At 61.7% G+C, this 18,665-nt stretch carries 17 protein-coding genes; 13 read left to right on the top strand and 4 right to left on the bottom strand.

The features are described from left to right. The 8 genes from ccoG (at position 1) to MA04_RS13050 (ending at position 8,260) form a co-directional block, all read left to right on the top strand. On the top strand, positions 1-1,407 hold the full coding sequence (gene ccoG, locus MA04_RS13085) for a cytochrome c oxidase accessory protein CcoG (protein ID WP_163126885.1): 1,407 nt from the start codon (positions 1-3) through the stop codon (positions 1,405-1,407). Further along, positions 1,382-1,876 carry a FixH family protein gene (locus tag MA04_RS13080; RefSeq protein ID WP_163126884.1) on the top strand — a complete coding sequence of 165 codons (495 nt, stop codon included), beginning with the start codon at positions 1,382-1,384 and terminating at the stop codon, positions 1,874-1,876. The genes ccoG and MA04_RS13080 overlap by 26 nt, the downstream gene beginning before the upstream one ends. Further along, positions 1,873-4,251, top strand: coding sequence for a heavy metal translocating P-type ATPase (locus MA04_RS13075; protein ID WP_262460871.1), 2,379 nt, complete (start codon positions 1,873-1,875; stop codon positions 4,249-4,251). Before MA04_RS13080 ends, MA04_RS13075 begins: the two co-directional genes overlap by 4 nt. Continuing rightward, a complete protein-coding gene (gene ccoS, locus MA04_RS13070; RefSeq protein ID WP_014994623.1) occupies positions 4,230-4,412 on the top strand; it encodes a cbb3-type cytochrome oxidase assembly protein CcoS in 183 nt (60 codons plus the stop codon). The genes MA04_RS13075 and ccoS overlap by 22 nt, the downstream gene beginning before the upstream one ends. Then, complete coding sequence (locus MA04_RS13065) at positions 4,402-5,112, top strand: sulfite exporter TauE/SafE family protein (protein ID WP_262460868.1); 711 nt, start codon at positions 4,402-4,404, stop codon at positions 5,110-5,112. The genes ccoS and MA04_RS13065 overlap by 11 nt, the downstream gene beginning before the upstream one ends. A gap of 64 nt (positions 5,113-5,176) precedes the next feature. Beyond that, positions 5,177-6,550 carry an oxygen-independent coproporphyrinogen III oxidase gene (gene hemN, locus MA04_RS13060; protein ID WP_262460867.1) on the top strand — a complete coding sequence of 458 codons (1,374 nt, stop codon included), beginning with the start codon at positions 5,177-5,179 and terminating at the stop codon, positions 6,548-6,550. Positions 6,551-6,632: 82 nt separating this feature from the next. Then, entirely contained in the window at positions 6,633-7,346 is a 714-nt protein-coding gene (fnr, locus tag MA04_RS13055; RefSeq protein ID WP_014994620.1) for a fumarate/nitrate reduction transcriptional regulator Fnr, read from the top strand. After that, positions 7,343-8,260, top strand: a complete 918-nt coding sequence (locus tag MA04_RS13050; protein ID WP_262460865.1) for a universal stress protein — start codon at positions 7,343-7,345, stop codon at positions 8,258-8,260. The genes fnr and MA04_RS13050 overlap by 4 nt, the downstream gene beginning before the upstream one ends. Before the next feature lie 146 nt (positions 8,261-8,406). On the opposite strand, the gene yaaA is transcribed toward MA04_RS13050, so the two are convergent. Then, positions 8,407-9,186: a peroxide stress protein YaaA gene (gene yaaA / locus MA04_RS13045; RefSeq protein WP_262460864.1), complete on the bottom strand. Its 780-nt coding sequence runs from the start codon at positions 9,184-9,186 to the stop codon at positions 8,407-8,409. A 230-nt stretch (positions 9,187-9,416) separates the two neighbouring features. On the opposite strand from yaaA, the gene MA04_RS13040 reads away from it, so the two are divergent. Together MA04_RS13040 and MA04_RS13035 are read left to right on the top strand one after the other, a co-directional pair. After that, the gene (locus MA04_RS13040; RefSeq protein ID WP_163126877.1) at positions 9,417-9,893 is read left to right on the top strand and encodes a hypothetical protein; all 477 of its coding nucleotides are present in this window, start codon (positions 9,417-9,419) and stop codon (positions 9,891-9,893) included. 80 nt (positions 9,894-9,973) lie between these two features. Beyond that, positions 9,974-10,813: an MBL fold metallo-hydrolase gene (locus MA04_RS13035; protein WP_262460862.1), complete on the top strand. Its 840-nt coding sequence runs from the start codon at positions 9,974-9,976 to the stop codon at positions 10,811-10,813. Between the two features lie 129 nt (positions 10,814-10,942). On the opposite strand, the gene corA is transcribed toward MA04_RS13035, so the two are convergent. Further along, the gene (gene corA, locus MA04_RS13030; RefSeq protein WP_022995076.1) at positions 10,943-11,893 is read right to left on the bottom strand and encodes a magnesium/cobalt transporter CorA; all 951 of its coding nucleotides are present in this window, start codon (positions 11,891-11,893) and stop codon (positions 10,943-10,945) included. A gap of 94 nt (positions 11,894-11,987) precedes the next feature. Between corA and MA04_RS13025 the strand changes: the two genes are divergently transcribed. Beyond that, on the top strand, positions 11,988-12,608 hold the full coding sequence (locus MA04_RS13025) for an alpha-ketoglutarate-dependent dioxygenase AlkB family protein (protein WP_262460859.1): 621 nt from the start codon (positions 11,988-11,990) through the stop codon (positions 12,606-12,608). A gap of 33 nt (positions 12,609-12,641) precedes the next feature. Here the strand turns inward: MA04_RS13025 and MA04_RS13020 are convergent, their stop codons facing one another. Beyond that, the gene (locus MA04_RS13020) at positions 12,642-13,865 is read right to left on the bottom strand and encodes a nucleoside recognition domain-containing protein (RefSeq protein WP_262460857.1); all 1,224 of its coding nucleotides are present in this window, start codon (positions 13,863-13,865) and stop codon (positions 12,642-12,644) included. A gap of 194 nt (positions 13,866-14,059) precedes the next feature. Here MA04_RS13020 and MA04_RS13015 point away from each other — a divergent pair, with 194 nt between their 5' ends. After that, positions 14,060-16,174, top strand: coding sequence for a carboxy terminal-processing peptidase (locus MA04_RS13015; protein WP_262460855.1), 2,115 nt, complete (start codon positions 14,060-14,062; stop codon positions 16,172-16,174). A 12-nt stretch (positions 16,175-16,186) separates the two neighbouring features. Here MA04_RS13015 and MA04_RS13010 read toward each other — a convergent pair whose 3' ends face one another. Further along, positions 16,187-16,957 carry an alpha/beta fold hydrolase gene (locus MA04_RS13010; RefSeq protein ID WP_262460854.1) on the bottom strand — a complete coding sequence of 257 codons (771 nt, stop codon included), beginning with the start codon at positions 16,955-16,957 and terminating at the stop codon, positions 16,187-16,189. Between the two features lie 225 nt (positions 16,958-17,182). Here MA04_RS13010 and MA04_RS13005 point away from each other — a divergent pair, with 225 nt between their 5' ends. Continuing rightward, a complete protein-coding gene (locus MA04_RS13005) occupies positions 17,183-18,613 on the top strand; it encodes an ABC1 kinase family protein (protein ID WP_163126872.1) in 1,431 nt (476 codons plus the stop codon). Positions 18,614-18,665 lie beyond the last annotated feature (52 nt).

Below are 18,665 nucleotides of genomic sequence, written 5' to 3'. Positions count from 1 at the left end.
ATGTCGAAAACGGAGCGCATCCCGGTTCATTCCGAAGGCATCGACGACGGCCGCTCGGTGGCGTTGTACGCCAAGCGTGAACGGATTCAGGCCAAGCATGTGTCTGGCCATTACCAGCGCCTGCGCGATCTGGGACTGAGTCTGACCATGGGTCTGTATCTGTTGTTGCCCTGGGTACAGTGGCAGGGGCGGCAGGCGGTGCTGTTCGACCTGCCCCATCGCAGTTTCCACATCTTCGGCATCACCTTCTGGCCGCAGGACTTCCTGTTCCTGGCCTGGGCATTGATGCTGGCCGCGTTCGCCCTGTTCTTCTTTACCGTTCTGGCCGGGCGGGTCTACTGCGGTTATGTCTGCCCGCAGACCACCTGGACCCGCTTCTTTATGGGAATCGAACGGATATTCGAAGGCGACCGCCATCAGCGCATGAAGCTCGACAAGGCGCCCTGGTCGTTCAACAAACTCTGGCGTCGCACTGGCAAGCACCTGTGCTGGCTGTTGCTGGGGCTGGTCACGGGACTGACCTTCGTCGGCTACTTCACCCCGATCCGTGAGCTGGTGCCGGACTTTCTCACCGCCCAGGTGGGGGGCTGGGCGCTGTTCTGGATCGGCTTCTTCACCGTCGCCACCTACGGCAATGCCGGCTTCCTGCGTGAGCAGGTATGCCTGTATATGTGCCCCTACGCGCGTTTCCAGAGCGTCATGTTCGACCGCGACACGCTTATCGTGTCCTACGACACCGCCCGGGGCGAACCCCGTGGCCGTGGCTCCCGTAAAAAACAGGCCGTCTCCCAGACTGGTGATTGCGTGGACTGCAGCCTGTGCGTACAGGTTTGCCCCACCGGCATCGATATTCGCGATGGCCTGCAGTACGAATGCATCACCTGTGCCGCCTGTATCGACGCCTGCGATCAGGTGATGGATCGCATCAACAAACCTCGCGGGCTGATTCGCTACACCACCGAAAACGCCCTCGCCGGCGGCCGCCATCAGGTACTGAGGCCACGCCTGATCGGTTATGGCGTGGTGATTTCCCTGTTGTCGCTGGCGTTTGTCTGGGCGCTGTACAGCCGGGTGCCACTGCAGGTGGATGTGTTGCGTGACCGTAACCAACTCTATCGCCTCACCAGCCTGGGCGAGGTGGAAAACAGCTACCGCCTGGAACTGCAGAACAAGGACCAGCACAGCCACCGCTATCGCGTCACCCTGGAAGCGCCGGAGGGCCTGGAACTGGTCCACGGCGAAGTGACCGTGACACTGGAAGGCGGACAACACCGAAGCCTGCCCCTCACTGTCAGCTACGACCCCTATGTCACCGATCTGGACAACCGGACCATCTGGTTCCGGGTGCAGGATCTGGATGTGCCTGATCTGGAGGTGCGCCATGAATCACGCTTCATCGCTCCGTGATGGCACCCTGCCCTGGTATCGCTACCCGTTGGTATGGCTGGTTATTCTGATCCCGCTGTCCTCGGTGGTGGGGGGCATGGTTACCCTGACTCTGGCGATACGTCATGCCGACGCCACCGTGGCGGACGACTGGTATCAACAGGGCAAGGCCATCAACCGTTCCATGGCCGATCTGGATCAGGCCCGCCGGCTTGGTCTCGAACTGCAACTGTACGCCGGTGAACCAGCCGGCCTGCAACTGACCAGCAAAGTGCCCATGCCCTGGCCTGAACGGTTGCAACTGGCATTCCGCCACCCGACCTTCGCCGAGCGCGATATTGCCATGACGTTTATCCATCAGGGGGGCGGTCGTTATCGCGCCGACGGGGGCGCTCTGGCGGCGAATGATCATTGGGTGGTGACGGTGACGCCGGAACAGGGACATTGGCGATTGCGTCAGCGCCTGCAGCCGCAGCAGGGCGCACCATGAGCACGGCCTGCTGGCACTGTGGCGAAGGCGTCGGTGTTTCGCCTTTCGTCGCCCGCACTCCGGTAGGAGAAAAGCCCACTTGCTGTCCCGGCTGTGCCGCCGCGGTGGAGATGATTCATCGTCTCGGCCTCGAGGACTATTACGCTATCCGCAGCAAGAACGCGCCGCTGGTAGCCGGCGAGGAGGCAGAGCGCACTTTGGCGCTGTTCGATATGCCTCAGTTGCTGGCCGCTCACATCCAGGAGCAGGACGGCCAGCGGCGCCTGCGGCTGCAAGTCTCCGGGCTCACCTGCGCGGCTTGCTGCTGGCTGATTGAAAAGGTGGTGATGGGCCTCCCCGGTGCCCGTTCGGTGCAGGTCAACCTGGCCAGCATGCAATTGACCCTGGAATATGACGCCGCCCAACCCCAATTTCCTCGTAACGCCGTGCGGCGCATTCTGGAATTGGGCTACCGGGTCGCCTTGCCGGGCGATCCCACCTGGGAGGGGCATCTGCAGAAAGAACGGCGCCGCCTGCTGGGGCGGTTGGCGTTGGCCGGCCTTGGCGCGATGCAGGCCATGATGTATTCCGCCGCCCTTTACATCGGTGTGTTCGAGGGTACGGATCGCGTTTACCAGGACCTGTTCCGGCTGGCCGGCCTGCTGGTGGCCACACCGGTGGTATTTTATTCCGGCTGGCCTTTTTTCCAGGGAGCCTGGCGCAGCCTGAAAGTACGCCGCCCGACCATGGACGTGCCGGTGGCCCTGGCGCTGTTGTTGGCCTGGGGCGGTTCGCTGGTGGTTATGGCCAGCGGTGGTGAGCACGTTTACTTCGATTCCGCCGCCATGTTCGTATTCTTCCTGCTGCTCAGCCGCTGGCTGGAACTGCATCAGCGTCAGCGCATCCAGCGTTCCTGGCAGCAGTTGCAGGACACTCTGCCGTTGGTCGTGCGGCGGCTGGATGGCGCTGGCGGTGGTGACTGGGTGGCTACCGCCCAACTGTGCGCCGGCGATACGGTGCGCGTCAGCCAGGGGGAAACGGTGCCGGTGGATGGTGTTATCCGCGCCGGAGAGGCTCGCTTTAACGAGGCGGCCCTGACTGGCGAATCCCTGCCGCGTACCCGCACCATCGGCGACGCGGTACAGGCCGGGTGCCGAATCCTGGAAGGTAGTGTGGATATCGAGGCCTCGAGTGCCGCCGACAGCAGCCTGGTGGCGCGCATAGGCGAACAGGTGGCGCGCGCGCAGGAAGAACGAGTGACGGTGGTGCGCGACTGGCAGAGAGTGGCCCCTCTGTTTACCGTCACGGTGTTGCTGCTGGCGACAGCCACCCTTCTATTGCATTGGCATCGCGGTCCGGCTCAGGCATTCGAGCACATGCTGGCCTTGCTGGTGGTGACCTGCCCTTGCGCCTTGGCGTTGGCGGTGCCGTTGACACTTTCCGCCACGCTGGCTCGAGGGCTGAAACTGGGCTTGCTGATTGCTTCCCCCTCTCAGTTTTTATCCTTGCCAGGTATTCGCGGTGTCCTGTTCGATAAGACCGGCACTCTGACCACCGGCCGATTTCAGCGGGTGGAGTGGCGAGCCGCCGCCAACGTCAAACCGGAATGGCTCACCACCCTGCCCCGAATCGCAGCCGGGTTGGAGCGGGATCATCCGCACCCGCTGGCGCGCGCCTTTGATGATCTTTCGCCGGTACCGATCGAAGGTCTGCGTTTGGGCACCGCCGGAGCCAGCGGCCGCTTCCAGGGCCACCAGTGGGCCATGGGCGGAGCACCGGAGTTGAGTCGTGGCAACGAGACTTGTCTGGCCCTCACTCGTGACGGTCGGACGCAGGCGCTGTTCTGGTTGCGGGATCAGCCTCGCGCGGAGGCACCGGCGATACTTGATCAACTGCGTCAACGGGGCTGGCGGCCGCGCATGGCCAGTGGTGATGCCGCCGAGCCAGTGGCCACGCTGGCTGATGAACTGGGCATTGACGAAGCCCGCTCGCGATTGGCACCCCATGACAAAGCGGCCTGGTTGCAGAAGCTGGAGCAGCAGGAAGGGCCGCAGATGATGGTGGGGGATGGCATCAATGACGCTCCCGCGCTGTTGCGGGCGACGGTATCGGTGGCACCGGCGGCGGCTTCCAGTCTGGCCCGCCGCGCCGCCGGCGTCTATCTGCTCAATGAAGGTTTGCAGGGGTTGGCCGATCTGCCCCGTCTGGCGGATCGCTGCCGGGCGGTGATTCGCCAGAACCTGTCCTGGGCTCTCGGCTACAACCTGGTGGCGATTCCCCTGGCCATGGCCGGCTGGATACCGCCCTGGGCCGCGGCTCTGGGAATGTCCGCCTCGTCACTTCTGGTGACGCTCAACGCCAATAGGATAACCACATGGAAAGCCTGCTCCTGTTGATTCCGGTGGCCTTGCTGTTCCTCGCCGTGGCGGTGTGGGCGCTGTTCAAGGCTCTACGCCAGGGCCAGTTCGAGGATCTGGATCATGCTGCCTGGACGGTGATTTTCGAGGACCGTGAACAGCGCCGAAATGCTGGCAAGGGGGCGGATCATGATCGTTGACCCGCTTACCGTGGCGTTGACCGGTGCTCTCGCCCTCGGCGTCGGCGGAGCCCTTCACTGTGCCGGAATGTGCGGCGGCATCGCCGCCGCTCTGAGCTTCTCGATCCCCGAAGAGCGGCGGAGCGGTAGCAGGCTGATCGCCTGGCAGAGTCTGTTTGGCAGCGGTCGCCTGTTCAGCTACGCCGGTCTGGGAGCGTTAGCCGGAGGCCTGGGCGGGCAATTGGCCAGCGGCCCGGTCGCCGGCGGCTGGCACTGGCCAGCGTTATTGTCAGCGCTATTGATGGTTTTGCTGACCGCTCATTTCCTCGGCCGCAGCGCGCCGATCCGGGCACTGGAGCGTCTCGGGGCCGGGTTGTGGCGCCGGCTGTCCCCGCTGACGCGCCGTCTGATGCCGGTGGATCACCCTCTCAAGGCGCTGGCACTGGGTGGCCTGTGGGGATTCCTGCCCTGTGGATTGCTTTATTCCGCCCTGGTGCTGGCTGCCGGAACCGGTGAATGGGCCGATGGTGCCCTGGTCATGGGGATGTTCGGCGCCACTACCCTGCTGCCGGTGGGCGCCGCTGGCGTGTTCGGCGGGCAATTGGCGCGGTTGCGGCGGGGGCCTGCCCGATATGTGGCGGCGGCGATGACATTGGCGCTGGCGCTGGTGTTTCTTCAGCACGGGCTGCCGGGAGACGTCCACGTCCATCACCATCCTTGATCTGCATCAAGGTCGACGATGGTCATAGTGGCATGATGCCGCCATTACCCTTTGGAGCCACGACATGACGCAATGGAATCCGGATCTGATCCGCCGATTCGGAGGCCCCGGGCCCCGCTACACCTCCTATCCCCCGGCCACCCAGTTCCATGAGGAAGTCGGCGAGGAGGACTATCGGCGGGCCGCGGCTCGTGGCAATCAGGCCCGTCGTCCACTGTCGCTGTACTGCCATATCCCGTTCTGCGCCACGGTGTGCTACTACTGCGCCTGCAACCGGATCATCACCGGCAACCGGGCCAAGGCAGAGGATTATCTGACGTTCCTGAAGCAGGAGATCAAAGCCAAGGCGGCGCTGGTGGACCCGCAGCGGCCCGTGGTGCAGATGCACTGGGGCGGCGGCACCCCCACCTACCTCAGTGACGCGCAGATGACCGAGTTGGTCTATGATCTGGCCCGTCATTTCAATCTGCTGGAAGAGGATCGCGGCGAGTACGCCATCGAAGTCGATCCGCGCACGGTGGATCGCGCCCGTCTGGGGCTGCTGAGGGGGCTGGGTTTCAACCGGCTCAGCATCGGCATTCAGGATCTGGATCCGGTGGTGCAGAAGGCGGTTAACCGGGAACAATCCCTCGAGCTGATCACCGAGGTGTTCGACGCGGCCCGGGACTTCGGTTTCCACTCCATCAACGCGGACATGATTTACGGTTTGCCCTGGCAGTCCTCCTCCAGCCTGGCCCGCTCCCTGGAACAATTGCTGGCTTTACGCCCGGAGCGCATTTCACTTTACAACTACGCCCATATGCCGGCGCGCTTCAAGGTGCAGCGGCAAATCCAGGAAACCGCGCTGCCCAGCCCGGAGGAAAAACTGGCGATACTGAAACTGGCCGGCGAGACCCTGGAGGAGGCTGGCTATGTACTGATCGGCATGGATCATTTCGCCCTGCCGGACGATCCCATGGCAGTGGCGCAACGCAATGGTAGCCTGCACCGCAATTTTCAGGGCTACTCGTTACATGGCGATGCCGACCTGTTGGGCATGGGCGTCAGCGCGATCAGCGCCTTCGATGATTTCTACGCGCAGAACCTCAAGGTTCTGAGCAACTGGCAGGAAGCCGTGCAAGAGGGGCGTATGCCGATCGAGCGCGGTTTCCTGCTCGATTGGGACGATCGCCTGCGCCGTGACGTGATCATGGGGCTGCTGTGCGACCTGCGGCTGGATCTGGTCGCCTTTCGACAGCGTTGGGAAGTGGATTTCGCCGATTATTTCAAGGACCAGCTGGCCGCGCTGGGCGAATTCGAGAAACTGGGGCTGATTGATATGGACGGCCCCGTGTTGAAGGTCACCGATACCGGGCGCCTGGTGGTGCGCGCCCTGGCGATGTTGTTTGACCGCTATGCCGGCACCCCGAACCCACAGCGATTCAGTCGCATTATTTAGCTCGCCGTTACCGATCCGGGAGACCATAATGTCTCAAGCCGTAATTGCAATACGCAGTGTATCCAATATGGAGGTACGCAGCATGCCTCGTCACGTTTCATGCAACGACTGTAGTCTCAGCCCCATTTGCCTGCCGCTGGCCGTGGCGCCCTCCCAGCTCGACGAACTGGATGGCATCATCCGCCGTGGCCGTCCGCTGAAGCGCGGAGAGCACCTGTTTCGTGCCGCCTCTCCGTTCGGGGCGGTTTACGCCGTGCGTTCCGGTGCCCTGAAAACCTATGTCCTCTCCGATGAGGGCGAGGAGCAGGTTACCGGCTTCTACTTGCCAGGCGAGATCGTCGGCATGGACGGCATCAGCACCGCGCACCACGTTTCCAACGCCAAGGCGCTGGAAACCGCCACGGTGTGCGAGATTCCCTTCCATCGCCTGGAGGATCTGTCGCAGCGCATCCCCTCCTTGCAACATCATTTCTTCTCGCTGATGAGCAACGAGATCCGCGCCGACCGCGAACTGCACATGCTGTTGAGCAAGAAGAGCGCGGATGACAGAGTGGCTTCTCTACTGTTATCCCTGGCCGCGCGTCAGCAGCGCCGGGGCCTGAGCAGCAGCCGCTTCCGTCTGCCCATGTCCCGCTATGATATCGCCAATTACCTGGGACTGGCGGTGGAGACGGTAAGCCGTATTTTCACCCGTTTTCAGCAGCAGGAGATGCTGCTGGTGGACGGCAGGGATGTGGAAATCATCGACCGTGAGGCGCTTTGCGGCAGCGGCAGACTGCAAGTGGAGGCACCATGACTATTCCGACCGATGGCATTCTGGTTGTATTGGACCGTCATCTGAAGGCCCCGCAGCCGGCGCTGAAGAAAGGCCGGCTGCTGGCCGCGGCACTGAGCTGTCCTCTGCTGGTGACCGTCAATAGCGATTCGTCGGCCATGCGCCGTGCCGTGGGACTGGACCAGAAACGCCGACAAGCGGCCGAGCAGCAAATCCGCAATGCCTGGGAACGTCGTATTCAGGATTTGCTGGCGGGCACCGAGGCCACCGTGCATATCACCACGCACAAGGACCAGGATGAGGATCTGCGGCAGACGGTAATTGCCGCCAAACCACGTCTGGTGGTGGTTCATACCAGCGAGGAAGGCACTCTGCGGCGTCATCTGTTTACCCCTCGGGACTGGTTGCTGATCCGAAGGGCACCCTGCCCGGTGCTTTGCGTGCAGGACCGTCCTTGGAGCGAGCCGCCGGTATTTACCGCGGCGATCGAACCGGAGGAAGAGGACGAAAGCGGCTTGGACACCACCGTGCTGGCCGCTGCGAGGGAATGGTCGGCGTCGCTGCAGGCATCACTCAACGCCGTGCACGTACTGGAGCACCCGGACGAGACATTGTTATTGGTGGCGGGGGAAGCGTTACCCGAATACGCCGCCAGCGCCGAGAGCATTCGTAAAAGTCACCGCGAAGCTCTGGATCGTTTTGCCGAGCGCCACGGTCTGCCGCTGGAGCGCACGGAAATGCTGGAGGGGCCGATCGCCGGCACCCTGGCCGACTACTGTGAAAACAACGGCACCGATGTGCTGGTGGTGGGGACGGTGCGTCGCAACAAAGTGGAACGGCTACTGCTCGGGGCCACCGCCGAATCCCTGCTGGTGCATGCCCGCAATGATGTTCTGGTGATCAAACCGGACGGCTTTGACGCCGACTGGCAATGAAATCGTGGTCCTGGGCCGCCACGAAGCCGCTGTGGGAGCTTGCCCGCAAGCGAATTGGACCCGTTGCCAAAGAATCGCTTGCAGGCAAGCTCCCACAGCGGCTTCGTGGCACCCTCTGAATTCATGCCACCAAGGCGGGTGGCGGATCAACCGCCCTGCTCGGCCCTTCTGAACACCGGTTTGGTGTCCGTGGAAGACGCTTTGTCATAGCGATACCCGGCCTCTCTGAATCGCTTCAGATCCTCCGGCTTTTCAATCCCTTCGCGCAATATCCAGGCCGCCATCATGCCGCGGGCTTTTTTGGCGTAGAAACTGATGACTTTATATTTACCGTTTTTCTCGTCCTGAAAGACCGGCTCGATGACCGGGCCCGGCAGCAGTTTGGTTCGCACGGATTTGAAGTATTCATTGGAGGCAAGGTTCACCAGAACCTCGGTGCCCGCGGCGCGCATGTCCTTGATCAACTGCCGGGTGATGCGGTCATCCCAGAAGGCATACAGATCCTTGCCCGCGGGCGTATCCAGTCTGGTGCCCATTTCCAAACGATAGGGTTGCATCAGATCCAGCGGCCGCAGAACTCCGTAAAGACCGCTCAGCATGCGCAGCCGATGCTGCGCGGCGGCCAGGTCGTCTTTGCTGAAACGGCTGACATCCAGTCCGGTGTAAACATCACCTTTGAAGGCAAAGAGTGCCGGGCGGGCGTTGCCCTTGTTGAAGGGCCGCTGCCACAGAGCGAAGCGCTCGACATTGAGATGGGCAATCTTGTCACTCACCCCCATCAGGCTGGACAGATCCGCCGGTGACAGTTTGCGGGCTCTTTGCACCAATGTTTCACTGTCCTCCAGCATGCGCGGTTGAGTGGCGCGCAGCACCGGCAAGGGTGACTCGTAATCCAGGGTCTTGGCCGGCGAGACCACTATCAGCATGGGTTTTCCTCCGTGGCGTGAAATCGTGAATACCGCCATCATAATAGTCCGGCAACCGCTCTGTTGGGGCGGTACGGTGGCGGCTCATGATTAAGCAGCCATAGATGGTAGCGCAAGCGGCCATAGTTTGGACCACTGAACGGCATAGGCAGGGCCGGTTCAAATCCGGGTGACGCCGGCGGACGAGGATCGCGGCGTTGCCGGGGAAACAAAACAGAAGGATAAAGAGCATGCGGTATTTGTTGGTTCTGGCGGTGGTTACCGCGGTGGTGGTGTTGCTATGGGGCAGTTGGCAGGCCGGGCGGCGCCCTTTCTATCTGGTGCTCACCGGGGTCGGCGTGGCCAGCGCCGTGATGCTGGTTTCCTTTTTGTTCACCGACCAGGAACGTCTGGTGCCCGGTGATCCCGCGTCGGTCACCGTTACTGTCACCGGTGTCAGTCAGATGGAGACCGGGGTGCGGGTAAGTGGCGAGATCAGTAACCGGGGGGAGCATGCCATCGCCCATGTACTGCTGGACACGGTCGCCCTCTCCTGCCCGCCGGCGAAAGCCTGCGAGACACTCCATGAAGAGCGGATTCCGGTGTCCATTCATGTGCCCGCCGGTGGCCGCTATCCGGTGGCGGTGGTGGCCGACCGCGACCGCGACATGCAGACCCCGGACCGTTGGGAATTGCGGGTCCGGGAAGTACAAGTGTACGGCGAATAGGCAAGGTCGCCGTCATACCAGGGGGTTTGCAAGCCGGGACTAAATGGTCACAATGCGCTTCCCGAACCAATGGAGTTACCATGGCGGCGCTGATTCCCGGCCAGCCCACGGCCATCGCTACCAATGCCTGGCGTGTGCTGGGCCGTAACCCCGGCATGATGACCGGCCCCGGCACCAACAGCTATCTGGTGGGCGGCCGGGCCCTGACGGTGATTGATCCCGGCCCCACCGACCCGGAGCATACCCGGGCTCTGCTGGCCGCGGCCGAGGAGTTGGGGCGGCCGATCGAACGCATCATCGTCACCCATACCCATCGTGATCATTCCCCCGGAGCCCATGACCTGGCCGCCGCCACCGGCGCCGTATTGGAAGGCCCCTGGGTGCCGGACGACGGTTTGCAAGACACCACCTGGGAACCGGGACGCGAGCTCAAGGACGGTGACACCGTGGACTGCGGTGGCTTGACCCTGGAGGTGATCGCTACCCCCGGTCATGTCGGCAACCATCTGTGTTACCTCCTAAAGGAAGAGGCGCTGCTGTTCACCGGCGACCACCTGATTCAGGGGTCCACCGTGGTGATAGCCCCGCCTTCGGGCTCCATGAGTGCCTATCTGTCTTCCCTGGACAAGCTGCGGCAATGGGAGATCAAACGCATGGCTCCCGGGCATGGCGACGTCATCGACGAGCCGCTGGCGCTGGTGGACCACACCATCAAGCACCGGTTGGAGCGGGAAAAGAAGGTCTTCGCCGCCCTCACCGGCGAAGCCACCAGCGTGCCGGATCTGGTGAAACGGGTTTACGACGACGTGCCTGAATTTCTGCACGGGGTGGCGTGTCTGTCACTCGAGGCGCATCTGATCAAGTTACACGAAGACGGCCGTGCCCATCGCCAGGATGACCTCTGGCACCTGCCTTCCTGAGACGCGGTCCACTGTGGGAGCTTGCCTGCAAGCGAATGTACTTGATTCGCTTGCAGGCAAGCTCCCACAGCGGCTTCGTAGCGCCCTCGGTGGAAGAGCAATCAGTGCGTGGGCGTACCAACAGTGCGCTTACAGCCAGCCTTTCCGCTTGAAATACCAGTACGGGGCGAAACCCGACAGGAACATCAGGCCGATCACCGCCGGATAGCCGAACTCCCAGTTCAGCTCCGGCATCACCTGGAAGTTCATGCCATAAATGCTGGCGATCATGGTCGGCGGCAGGAACACCACCGCGGCGATGGAAAAGATCTTGATGATCTGGTTCTGTTCGATATTGATGAACCCCTGGGTGGAATCCATCAGGAAGTTGATCTTCTCGAACAGAAAAGTGGCGTGGGACATCAGGGTATCCAGGTCATGCTGGATTTCCGAGCAGGTGCGCCGGCGCTCCTTGTCAGCCCGTACATAGCGTTGGATAAAGGAGATCGAACGCTGGGTATCCATCAGGCACAGGCGGATTTTTCCGTTGCTGTCCTCCAGGTGGGCCAGCTTCTCGATGCCGTCCTCCAGTTCCGCTTCTTCATCCTCCAGCACCAGATAGCTGACATCCTCCAGGTCCCGGTGGATGTCCTCCAGTGTATCCGCCAGATTCTCGGTCTTTTGTTCAAGAATGCTCAGCAGAATGTCCAGTGGCTCCAGAGCACGCACCCAGCCCCGCCGGATACGCATGCGCATGAGCCGGAAATCCGGAGCGCGGGAATCACGGAAGGTCAGCAGTCGCCCGGGTTGCAACACAAAAGCCACGGTCGAAGTGCGATGGCGCCCCTCGCTCTGATGAACGAACAGGGAGTGCACGTGAAGACCATGCTCATCATGGAAGAAACGGGCGGAGGATTCGATTTCCTCCACATCGTCGGATTCCGGCAGCGCCTGGCGGAACAGGTGCTGTACCTCCTGCCGTTCCTCATCGGTGGCGTCCACCAGGTCGATCCAACTGGCTTCCTTGGCGGTGTCCGGGGTCAGCCCCGCCACATCCCGCTCGCGGAGCACTCCGTCTTCAATATCGTAAACGTACAGCATGCTAGACTCCTGGCGACGGACCTTCCACTAACTGCGCATAGCATCATCCACGCGTACATAGATGGTCAAAGGCGCTTAGATAGAGCAGGTTGCTATGACTGTCAACCACACACTTTCCCGGCTCGACTCCCTGCCCCCTCCCCTGGAATTGGGTCTAGGGGCACGCATTTGGCTGATTGAGCGGCTTCTCGGCCCTTCGGCTGCGGCCCTGTTCCACACGCTTTGTAACGAACTCCCCTGGGAACAACCCCGTGTACAGGTGTTCGGCCGTTCCCATCCGGTACCCCGACTGGTTTGCTGGCTGGGTGACACCGGTATCACCTACCGCTATTCCGGGCTCACCCACCGGGCCGGGGGCTGGCCCGATTCGCTGACATCATTACGCCGCGCGGTGACGGCGCTGACCGGATTAACGCCCAATGGTGCCCTGGCCAATCTCTACCGGGATGGCGACGACACCATGGGGTGGCACCGGGATAATGAGCCGGAACTGGGGCCAGCCCCCTGGATCCTGTCCTATAATCTCGGCGCCACCCGCGACTTCTGCTTGCTCCGCTACGGCGAGCATCGACAAAGCCATCGGTTGCCGCTGTCCCACGACAGCCTGTTGATTATGTCTCCCCAGGTGCAGCGCTATTATGAACACGCCCTGCCCCGTCGTCGGCGGGTGCATGAGTCCCGTCTCAACCTCACCTTCCGCCATATTGTCACCTGAACGGCGGACGTTCCCGGCTGGCAAGGCAGGCGATCAGCCGAAAAACAGGTAGCTCACCAGAATCGCGGTGACCAGTCCAGCGGTGTCGGCGGCCAGGCCGCACCACAAGGCATAGCGGAAGTTTCGCACTCCAACACTGCCGAAGTAGACGGCGAGAACGTAAAAAGTCGTCTCGGTGGAGCCCTGCATCACCGCCGCCATGCGACCGGCCAGCGAATCCACGCCTTGCGTGTGCATGACGTCCAGCATGGCGGCGCGGGCACCGGATCCGCTTAATGGTTTCAGTAAAGCCACGGGCAGAGCGTCGACGAAACGAGTATCCCAGCCAAGCCAGAGGGCGGCATGCCGGATCGCCGACAACACCGCTTCGAGCACACCGCTGGCGCGCAACATGGCGATGGCGGCCAGCATGGCCACCAGGTATGGAATCAGCCTCACAGCCAGATTGAAGCCTTCCTTGGCGCCCTCGATAAAGGCGTCATAGCTGTCCACTCGGGCCCGCCAGGCCGCCACGAAAAAGGCGCCGATTACCGCCAGCAGCAAGCCGTTGCCGAGCAGACTGGAAAGCCGCGCACTGGCGTCTGGCGGCACCCACCATACCGCCAATCCGAGTAATCCGAGCAACGCCAGCCAACCGGCCGCGACCGCGAGCAATATCGGATCCCGTAGCCGTATGCCCTGCAGGCGGGCGGTCAGGGCCACGCCGACAAAAGTGGAAGCGGTGGTTGCCATCAACATGGGCAAATAGATGTCGGCGGGATCGGCCGCGCCCTGTTGGGTGCGGTATAGCAGCACGGTCACCGGCACCAGCGTCACCGCCGAGGTGTTCAGTACCAGGAACATGATTTGCGCATCACTGGCCGTTCGTGGCCGTGGATTGCTTTCCTGCAGCGAGCTCATCGCCTTCAGCCCCAGCGGCGTGGCGGCGTTATCCAGACCGAGCATGTTGGCGGCCATATTCATGGAAATGCCGGCGCCCGCCTGTGAACCTTCTGGCACCGATGGCATCAGACGATGCAGTACCGGTTGAACCAGCGCGGCAAGCCGGTCGGCGAGACGGCTCTGCTCGGCCAGACGGAACAGGCCGCTCCACAGCGCCAGCACGCCGATCAGCCCCAGACTGACCTGAACCGCCAGATCGGCCGCTTCCCACAGCGCGCCGACCACGCGGGCGGGAGCCCCGGTATCACCGAGCAGCAGTTGGAGGATGGCACCGGCGATGCCGATCAGGAAGAAGCCGGTAAACAGGCGGTGCATGGTGTACGGTGCTCTCCGTGGTTGTGGATGCCGCGGCGGTGGGTGGCACACATCGTCAGGAACGATGTTTGATGTCGCCTTGGCGACGGCCCACAGGGCGACCACCATGGATGGCGGTCACAAATCCGGACCTCCCATACGAATTAATCAGAGGTTCCCGTATACTGCCAGTAAATGAATCATTGAGTGAGTCCATGAGCGTAATTCGCAAGCTGAGTGCCTTGATCGTTGCCGGGTTGCTGCTGGGCGGCGCCCTGCATATTGGAGACGGCCTGCAGGCAGCGGCGCCGGAGGTCCAGGGCAGCATCAAGCCGGATAAGGTGCATCGGGAAGCGGCGAAGGAAATCGTCGACCGCCTGAAATTGCATTACCGGCGGTTGGATTTCAATGATTCTCTGTCCGGCCAGGTGCTGGACCAGTACATCAAGGATCTGGACCCGAGCCGCCTGTACTTTACCGCCGAGGACATCGGCGAATTCGACCGCTATCGCGATCAACTCGATGATCAGTTGCGCAGAGGCACTCTGGAGGCGGGCTACACTGTCTTCAACCGCTTCCAGCAGCGGGTGGAACACCGTTTGCAGAAAGCACTGACGCAACTGCGCGGTGATATCGATCAATGGAAGTTCGACAGCGACCGCAAGGTACTGGTGGATCGCACCAAGGCCGATTGGGCGCCGGATCAGCAGGCCCTGGATCAAATTTGGGATGATTATCTGCGTAATTCCGTGCTGTCCATGCGGCTCAACGGTACCCCCGAGAGTGAAATCCAGGATCGCCTCGTGCGCCGCTACGAAGGTCAGCTCAGTCGGGTGCAGCAAAACAGCTCCGAGGACGTGTTCCAGCTCTATATGAACGCGCTGGCACAGACCTTCGATCCGCACACCAACTATTTTACTCCGCATAACTCGGAAAACTTCGACATCAGCATGAGCCGTTCCCTGGAAGGCATCGGCGCCGTGCTGCAGTATGAGGACGGCTACACCAAGGTGGTGCGGCTGGTGCCGGGCGGCCCTGCCGCCAAGGCCGGGCAACTGAAACCGGCGGATCGCATCATCGGTGTCGGCCAGGGTGACAAGGACGCCATCGTCGATGTGGTCGGCATGCGCCTGGATGAAGTCGTCGACATGATTCGCGGGCCCAAGGGGTCCGAGGTGCGGCTGGAGATCATTCCCGCTGGCGGCGCTGGCGAACACAGTACCCGCACGGTCACCATAGTGCGGAACAAGGTGGTGCTGGAGGAACAGGCCGCCAAGAAGGAAGTGATTGAACTGAATCACGATGGCGAGAACATCAAACTCGGCATCATCGAAATTCCGGCCTTCTACCTCGACTTCAACGCCTTTCATCGCGGCGACCCGAACTACACCAGCACCACCCGGGATGTGGCCAAGTTGCTGGTGGAATTGCGCAAGGAAAATCCGGACGGCCTGATCATCGATCTGCGCAACAATGGCGGCGGATCGCTGCTGGAAGTCAACAAGCTGGTGAGCCTGTTTATCAACCGCGGCCCCACCGTGCAGGTACGTGAGTCATCCGGCCGTGTCAGCGTCGAGAACGACCAATACCCGGGCATGCTCTACACCGGCCCCATGGCGGTTCTGGTGAACCGTTACAGCGCTTCCGCCTCGGAAATTTTTGCCGGCGCCATGCAGGATTACGGACGGGCGCTGATCGTTGGCGAGCCCACCTATGGCAAAGGAACGGTGCAGACCCTGCTGGACCTGAATCACGGCAAGCTGAAGATGACCAACGCCAAGTTCTATCGGGTGTCCGGTTCCAGCAACCAGAACCTGGGCATTGTTCCAGACCTGTTGATGCCGTCACTGATCGATACCAACGAGGTGGGCGAAGGCGCCCTGCCCAATGCCCTCCCCTGGGACGAAATCGACTCCGCGGATTATCAGCAGGTGGCGGATCTGATGCCGTTCCTGCAGACCTTGCGGCAGCGTCACGAAAGGCGCATCCAGAAAGATCCCGAGTTCGTCTATGTGGAAGAACTGCGCTCCTTGCTGGATGAGGCGCGCGAACGCAAGGAAGTGACGCTCAACGCGGCCAGCCGGGAATCCTGGCAGGAAGGTTTCGACAAGCGCCGTCTGAACATTGAAAACGCCCGCCGTAAAGCCCGCGACGAGGAGCCGCTGAAGGACATGGCGGCGCTGAGAACGCTGGAAGAGCAACGGGCACTGGATCCGGAAGCGGCGGAGGATCCAATGAAGAAGGACCCTTACCTGCGCGAGACCGGCCATATCCTGGCGGATATGATCGAGCTGGCACAGGCTCAGCGGGTGGCGGACAAACGGGATTAACAGAGCGTCACTTCAGGAGCCCGACGCCGCCCAGTTCTTCAACTCCCGAGCTAGCCAATCCGGCGCATCCAGGGACAGATCGTGACCGGCCCGAGGGTGTACGCTCAACGGCCGGTTCCAGGCGCGGGACAACGCTTGCGAACAGCGTGGACTCACCAGACGATCCCCTCCCCCATTCACAATCAGTACCGGGCTGCTCTCCGGTAATTGCTCGGGCGCCTGAAACCGGGTGGCAGCCCACAGTTGTCGCAGGCTGTTCGCCGTGGAAACCGGCCTTTGCCCGGCGATGAGGGTCCATTGCCGGGCCACTTCGGCCAGACAGTCCGGCGTCAGCAAGTTGGTGGTCAACTCGAGAATCGCTCGTTCCTTACCTTCAATATCCCGGCTTAGCAGCACATCGCGCAACAAGCGCGGATAATTGCGAACCTGCAAACGCTGGTGGAAGGGACTGAAGCGCGCCGTGCTGCTGTTGATCAGGGCGGCGCCACCGAGTTCGTCCGGAAAACGCCGCAGCCAGTCCATTCCCACCATGCCGCCGAGGGACAGAGCCACCAGTCTGGGCCGCTGGCCCAGCACCTCATCCCCCAACTCGGCACGGGCGGCATCCACCATCGCCGCCACCGTGGTGGGGCTGCGCTCATGGTGGCGCCGGCCATTGCCGGGGAGATCCACACAGCGGACCTCATGCCCCTCCCCCAACACTTCCGCCAAACGGCGATCAAAGCCCTGCCAGTGGGCCTGCTCGCGTATCAGTCCGCGCAGCAGAATCCAGGTTGTGGTCATAACGTTTCGGTTCTCCCGAGCCGGGGCGCCGCTGACGGCGCCAGATCTATTTGATTCCCGCGCTCCTGGCGGTATCGGCGGTATCTTGTTGCCGGTACTGCCATACCACTAGGATCGGAGCCGGGCTACACTGCCCTCTGTGAACCACGGTTTATGGCGGACCTTTCCAGACCGCCGCCCGTGGCTGATGCCATCGCCTTAGCAGATCTTGGAGTGCGCGAAAATATGGCACGAAAAACCGTCAAAAGGGTTAAAACCGGTTCCCTGGAACGGCGCTTTTCCCTTGCCCGCGCCGGCTTTCTCGCCGGCGCCCGCTACGCCACCGCCAGTGCCGGCACCCTGTTCTCCGCCCCGGATAAGCGCGAAGAAAGACGGAAGGCCATTCTCTCTCAACGGGCCGAGGAGTTGGTGGCCGAGTTGGGCGAATTGAAAGGCTCGGTGGTGAAAATCGGACAAATGATGGCCTTGTTCGGCGAGCATTTCCTGCCGGAAGAAGTCACCACCGCCTTGCACACGCTGGAAAACGACACCGCCGCGCTCGAGTGGCCAGCCATGGAACGCCATCTTAAACAGCAATTGGGCACGGTGAAACTGGCGGAACTGGAGGTGGATCCGGAGCCGCTCGGCGCCGCCAGCCTGGGGCAAGTCCATCGGGCCCGGCGTAAAAAGGATGGTCGCGAACTGGTGCTCAAGGTGCAGTACCCTGGTGTCGCCGACGCCATAGATTCGGACATGCGCGCTTTGGTGCGGCTGCTCAAGCTGAGCCGTCTGGTGCCGATCACCGACCAGTTCAATCAATGGTTGGATGAGGTGCGCGCCATGCTTGGCCGGGAAGTGGACTACGACCTCGAAGCCCATACCACCCGCCATTTCCGTGAAGCGTTACGTGAAGACCCCCGGTTTATTGTTCCAGAGGTGTTTTCCGAGTACTCCTCCCACAACATTTTGTGCCTTTCCTTCGAGAAAGGGCTGCATATCAGCGACCCTAAGGTGATCGCACTGAGCCAGGAACGCCGCAACTTTCTTGGTCGCGCGATCATGGAGCTGTGCTGTCGGGAGGTGTTCGAGTGGAACAAGATGCAGACCGATCCGAACTTCGGCAATTATCTGCTGCAAATCGATGAGGAAGGCCAAGACCGTATTGTATTGCTGGACTTCGGGGCCATCCGCGATTTCGATGACGAGGTGTTGGGCCCGGGCCGGGAAATGATCCGCGGCGCCTGGCATCATGATACGGAGCGTCTGGTGCGGGCGATGAAGGCGTTGCATTTTCTTTCCGGCGATCCCCCTCGTCGGGTGCAGGAGGACTTCGCCGGCCTCTGCTTCGAGGCCATCGAGGCCTTGCAGGACCCGGACCGCTTCCCGCCTCCGGCTTCGGTGGTCAATGAGAACGGGGAATATCTGTGGGGGGAAAGCAACCTGCCCAGCCGGGTGCTGAATCGCACCAGTCGCAACGCCCTGTCTGTTCACTTCGACGTGCCGCCGAAGGAATTCATCTTTTTGCTCAGGAAGTTACTGGGGGCTTACACTTTTTTGCATGTGATCAAGGCACAGGTGCGTGGCGATACCATTCTGGGTCCCTTCATCCATATGCATGAAGATGATGACAAGGCCCGTGTTGATCAACAATTGAGCGAAAGTGCGAAGAAATCATGATCTTTATGATCAAAATCTAACCATCTATCCACCAAACCGCGATTTCTTGTTT

Source organism: Alloalcanivorax balearicus MACL04 (assembly GCF_025532145.1).
Classification (GTDB): domain Bacteria; phylum Pseudomonadota; class Gammaproteobacteria; order Pseudomonadales; family Alcanivoracaceae; genus Alloalcanivorax; species Alloalcanivorax balearicus.
This window is presented reverse-complemented; position numbering and strand designations above follow the sequence as displayed.

Bases quoted from the DNA above. Each gene is read 5' to 3' on its own strand.
- ccoS (WP_014994623.1), top strand. From the start codon at position 4,230: ATGGAAAGCCTGCTCCTGTTGATTCCGGTGGCCTTGCTGTTCCTCGCC.
- MA04_RS13040 (WP_163126877.1), top strand. From the start codon at position 9,417: ATGCGGTATTTGTTGGTTCTGGCGGTGGTTACCGCGGTGGTGGTGTTG.
- yaaA (WP_262460864.1), bottom strand. From the start codon at position 9,186: ATGCTGATAGTGGTCTCGCCGGCCAAGACCCTGGATTACGAGTCACCC.
- MA04_RS13075 (WP_262460871.1), top strand. From the start codon at position 1,873: ATGAGCACGGCCTGCTGGCACTGTGGCGAAGGCGTCGGTGTTTCGCCT.
- MA04_RS13065 (WP_262460868.1), top strand. From the start codon at position 4,402: ATGATCGTTGACCCGCTTACCGTGGCGTTGACCGGTGCTCTCGCCCTC.
- MA04_RS13020 (WP_262460857.1), bottom strand. From the start codon at position 13,865: ATGCACCGCCTGTTTACCGGCTTCTTCCTGATCGGCATCGCCGGTGCC.
- ccoG (WP_163126885.1), top strand. From the start codon at position 1: ATGTCGAAAACGGAGCGCATCCCGGTTCATTCCGAAGGCATCGACGAC.
- MA04_RS13050 (WP_262460865.1), top strand. From the start codon at position 7,343: ATGACTATTCCGACCGATGGCATTCTGGTTGTATTGGACCGTCATCTG.
- fnr (WP_014994620.1), top strand. From the start codon at position 6,633: ATGCCTCGTCACGTTTCATGCAACGACTGTAGTCTCAGCCCCATTTGC.
- MA04_RS13010 (WP_262460854.1), bottom strand. From the start codon at position 16,957: ATGACCACAACCTGGATTCTGCTGCGCGGACTGATACGCGAGCAGGCC.
- MA04_RS13015 (WP_262460855.1), top strand. From the start codon at position 14,060: ATGAGCGTAATTCGCAAGCTGAGTGCCTTGATCGTTGCCGGGTTGCTG.
- hemN (WP_262460867.1), top strand. From the start codon at position 5,177: ATGACGCAATGGAATCCGGATCTGATCCGCCGATTCGGAGGCCCCGGG.
- MA04_RS13025 (WP_262460859.1), top strand. From the start codon at position 11,988: ATGACTGTCAACCACACACTTTCCCGGCTCGACTCCCTGCCCCCTCCC.
- MA04_RS13005 (WP_163126872.1), top strand. From the start codon at position 17,183: ATGGCACGAAAAACCGTCAAAAGGGTTAAAACCGGTTCCCTGGAACGG.
- MA04_RS13080 (WP_163126884.1), top strand. From the start codon at position 1,382: ATGAATCACGCTTCATCGCTCCGTGATGGCACCCTGCCCTGGTATCGC.
- MA04_RS13035 (WP_262460862.1), top strand. From the start codon at position 9,974: ATGGCGGCGCTGATTCCCGGCCAGCCCACGGCCATCGCTACCAATGCC.
- corA (WP_022995076.1), bottom strand. From the start codon at position 11,893: ATGCTGTACGTTTACGATATTGAAGACGGAGTGCTCCGCGAGCGGGAT.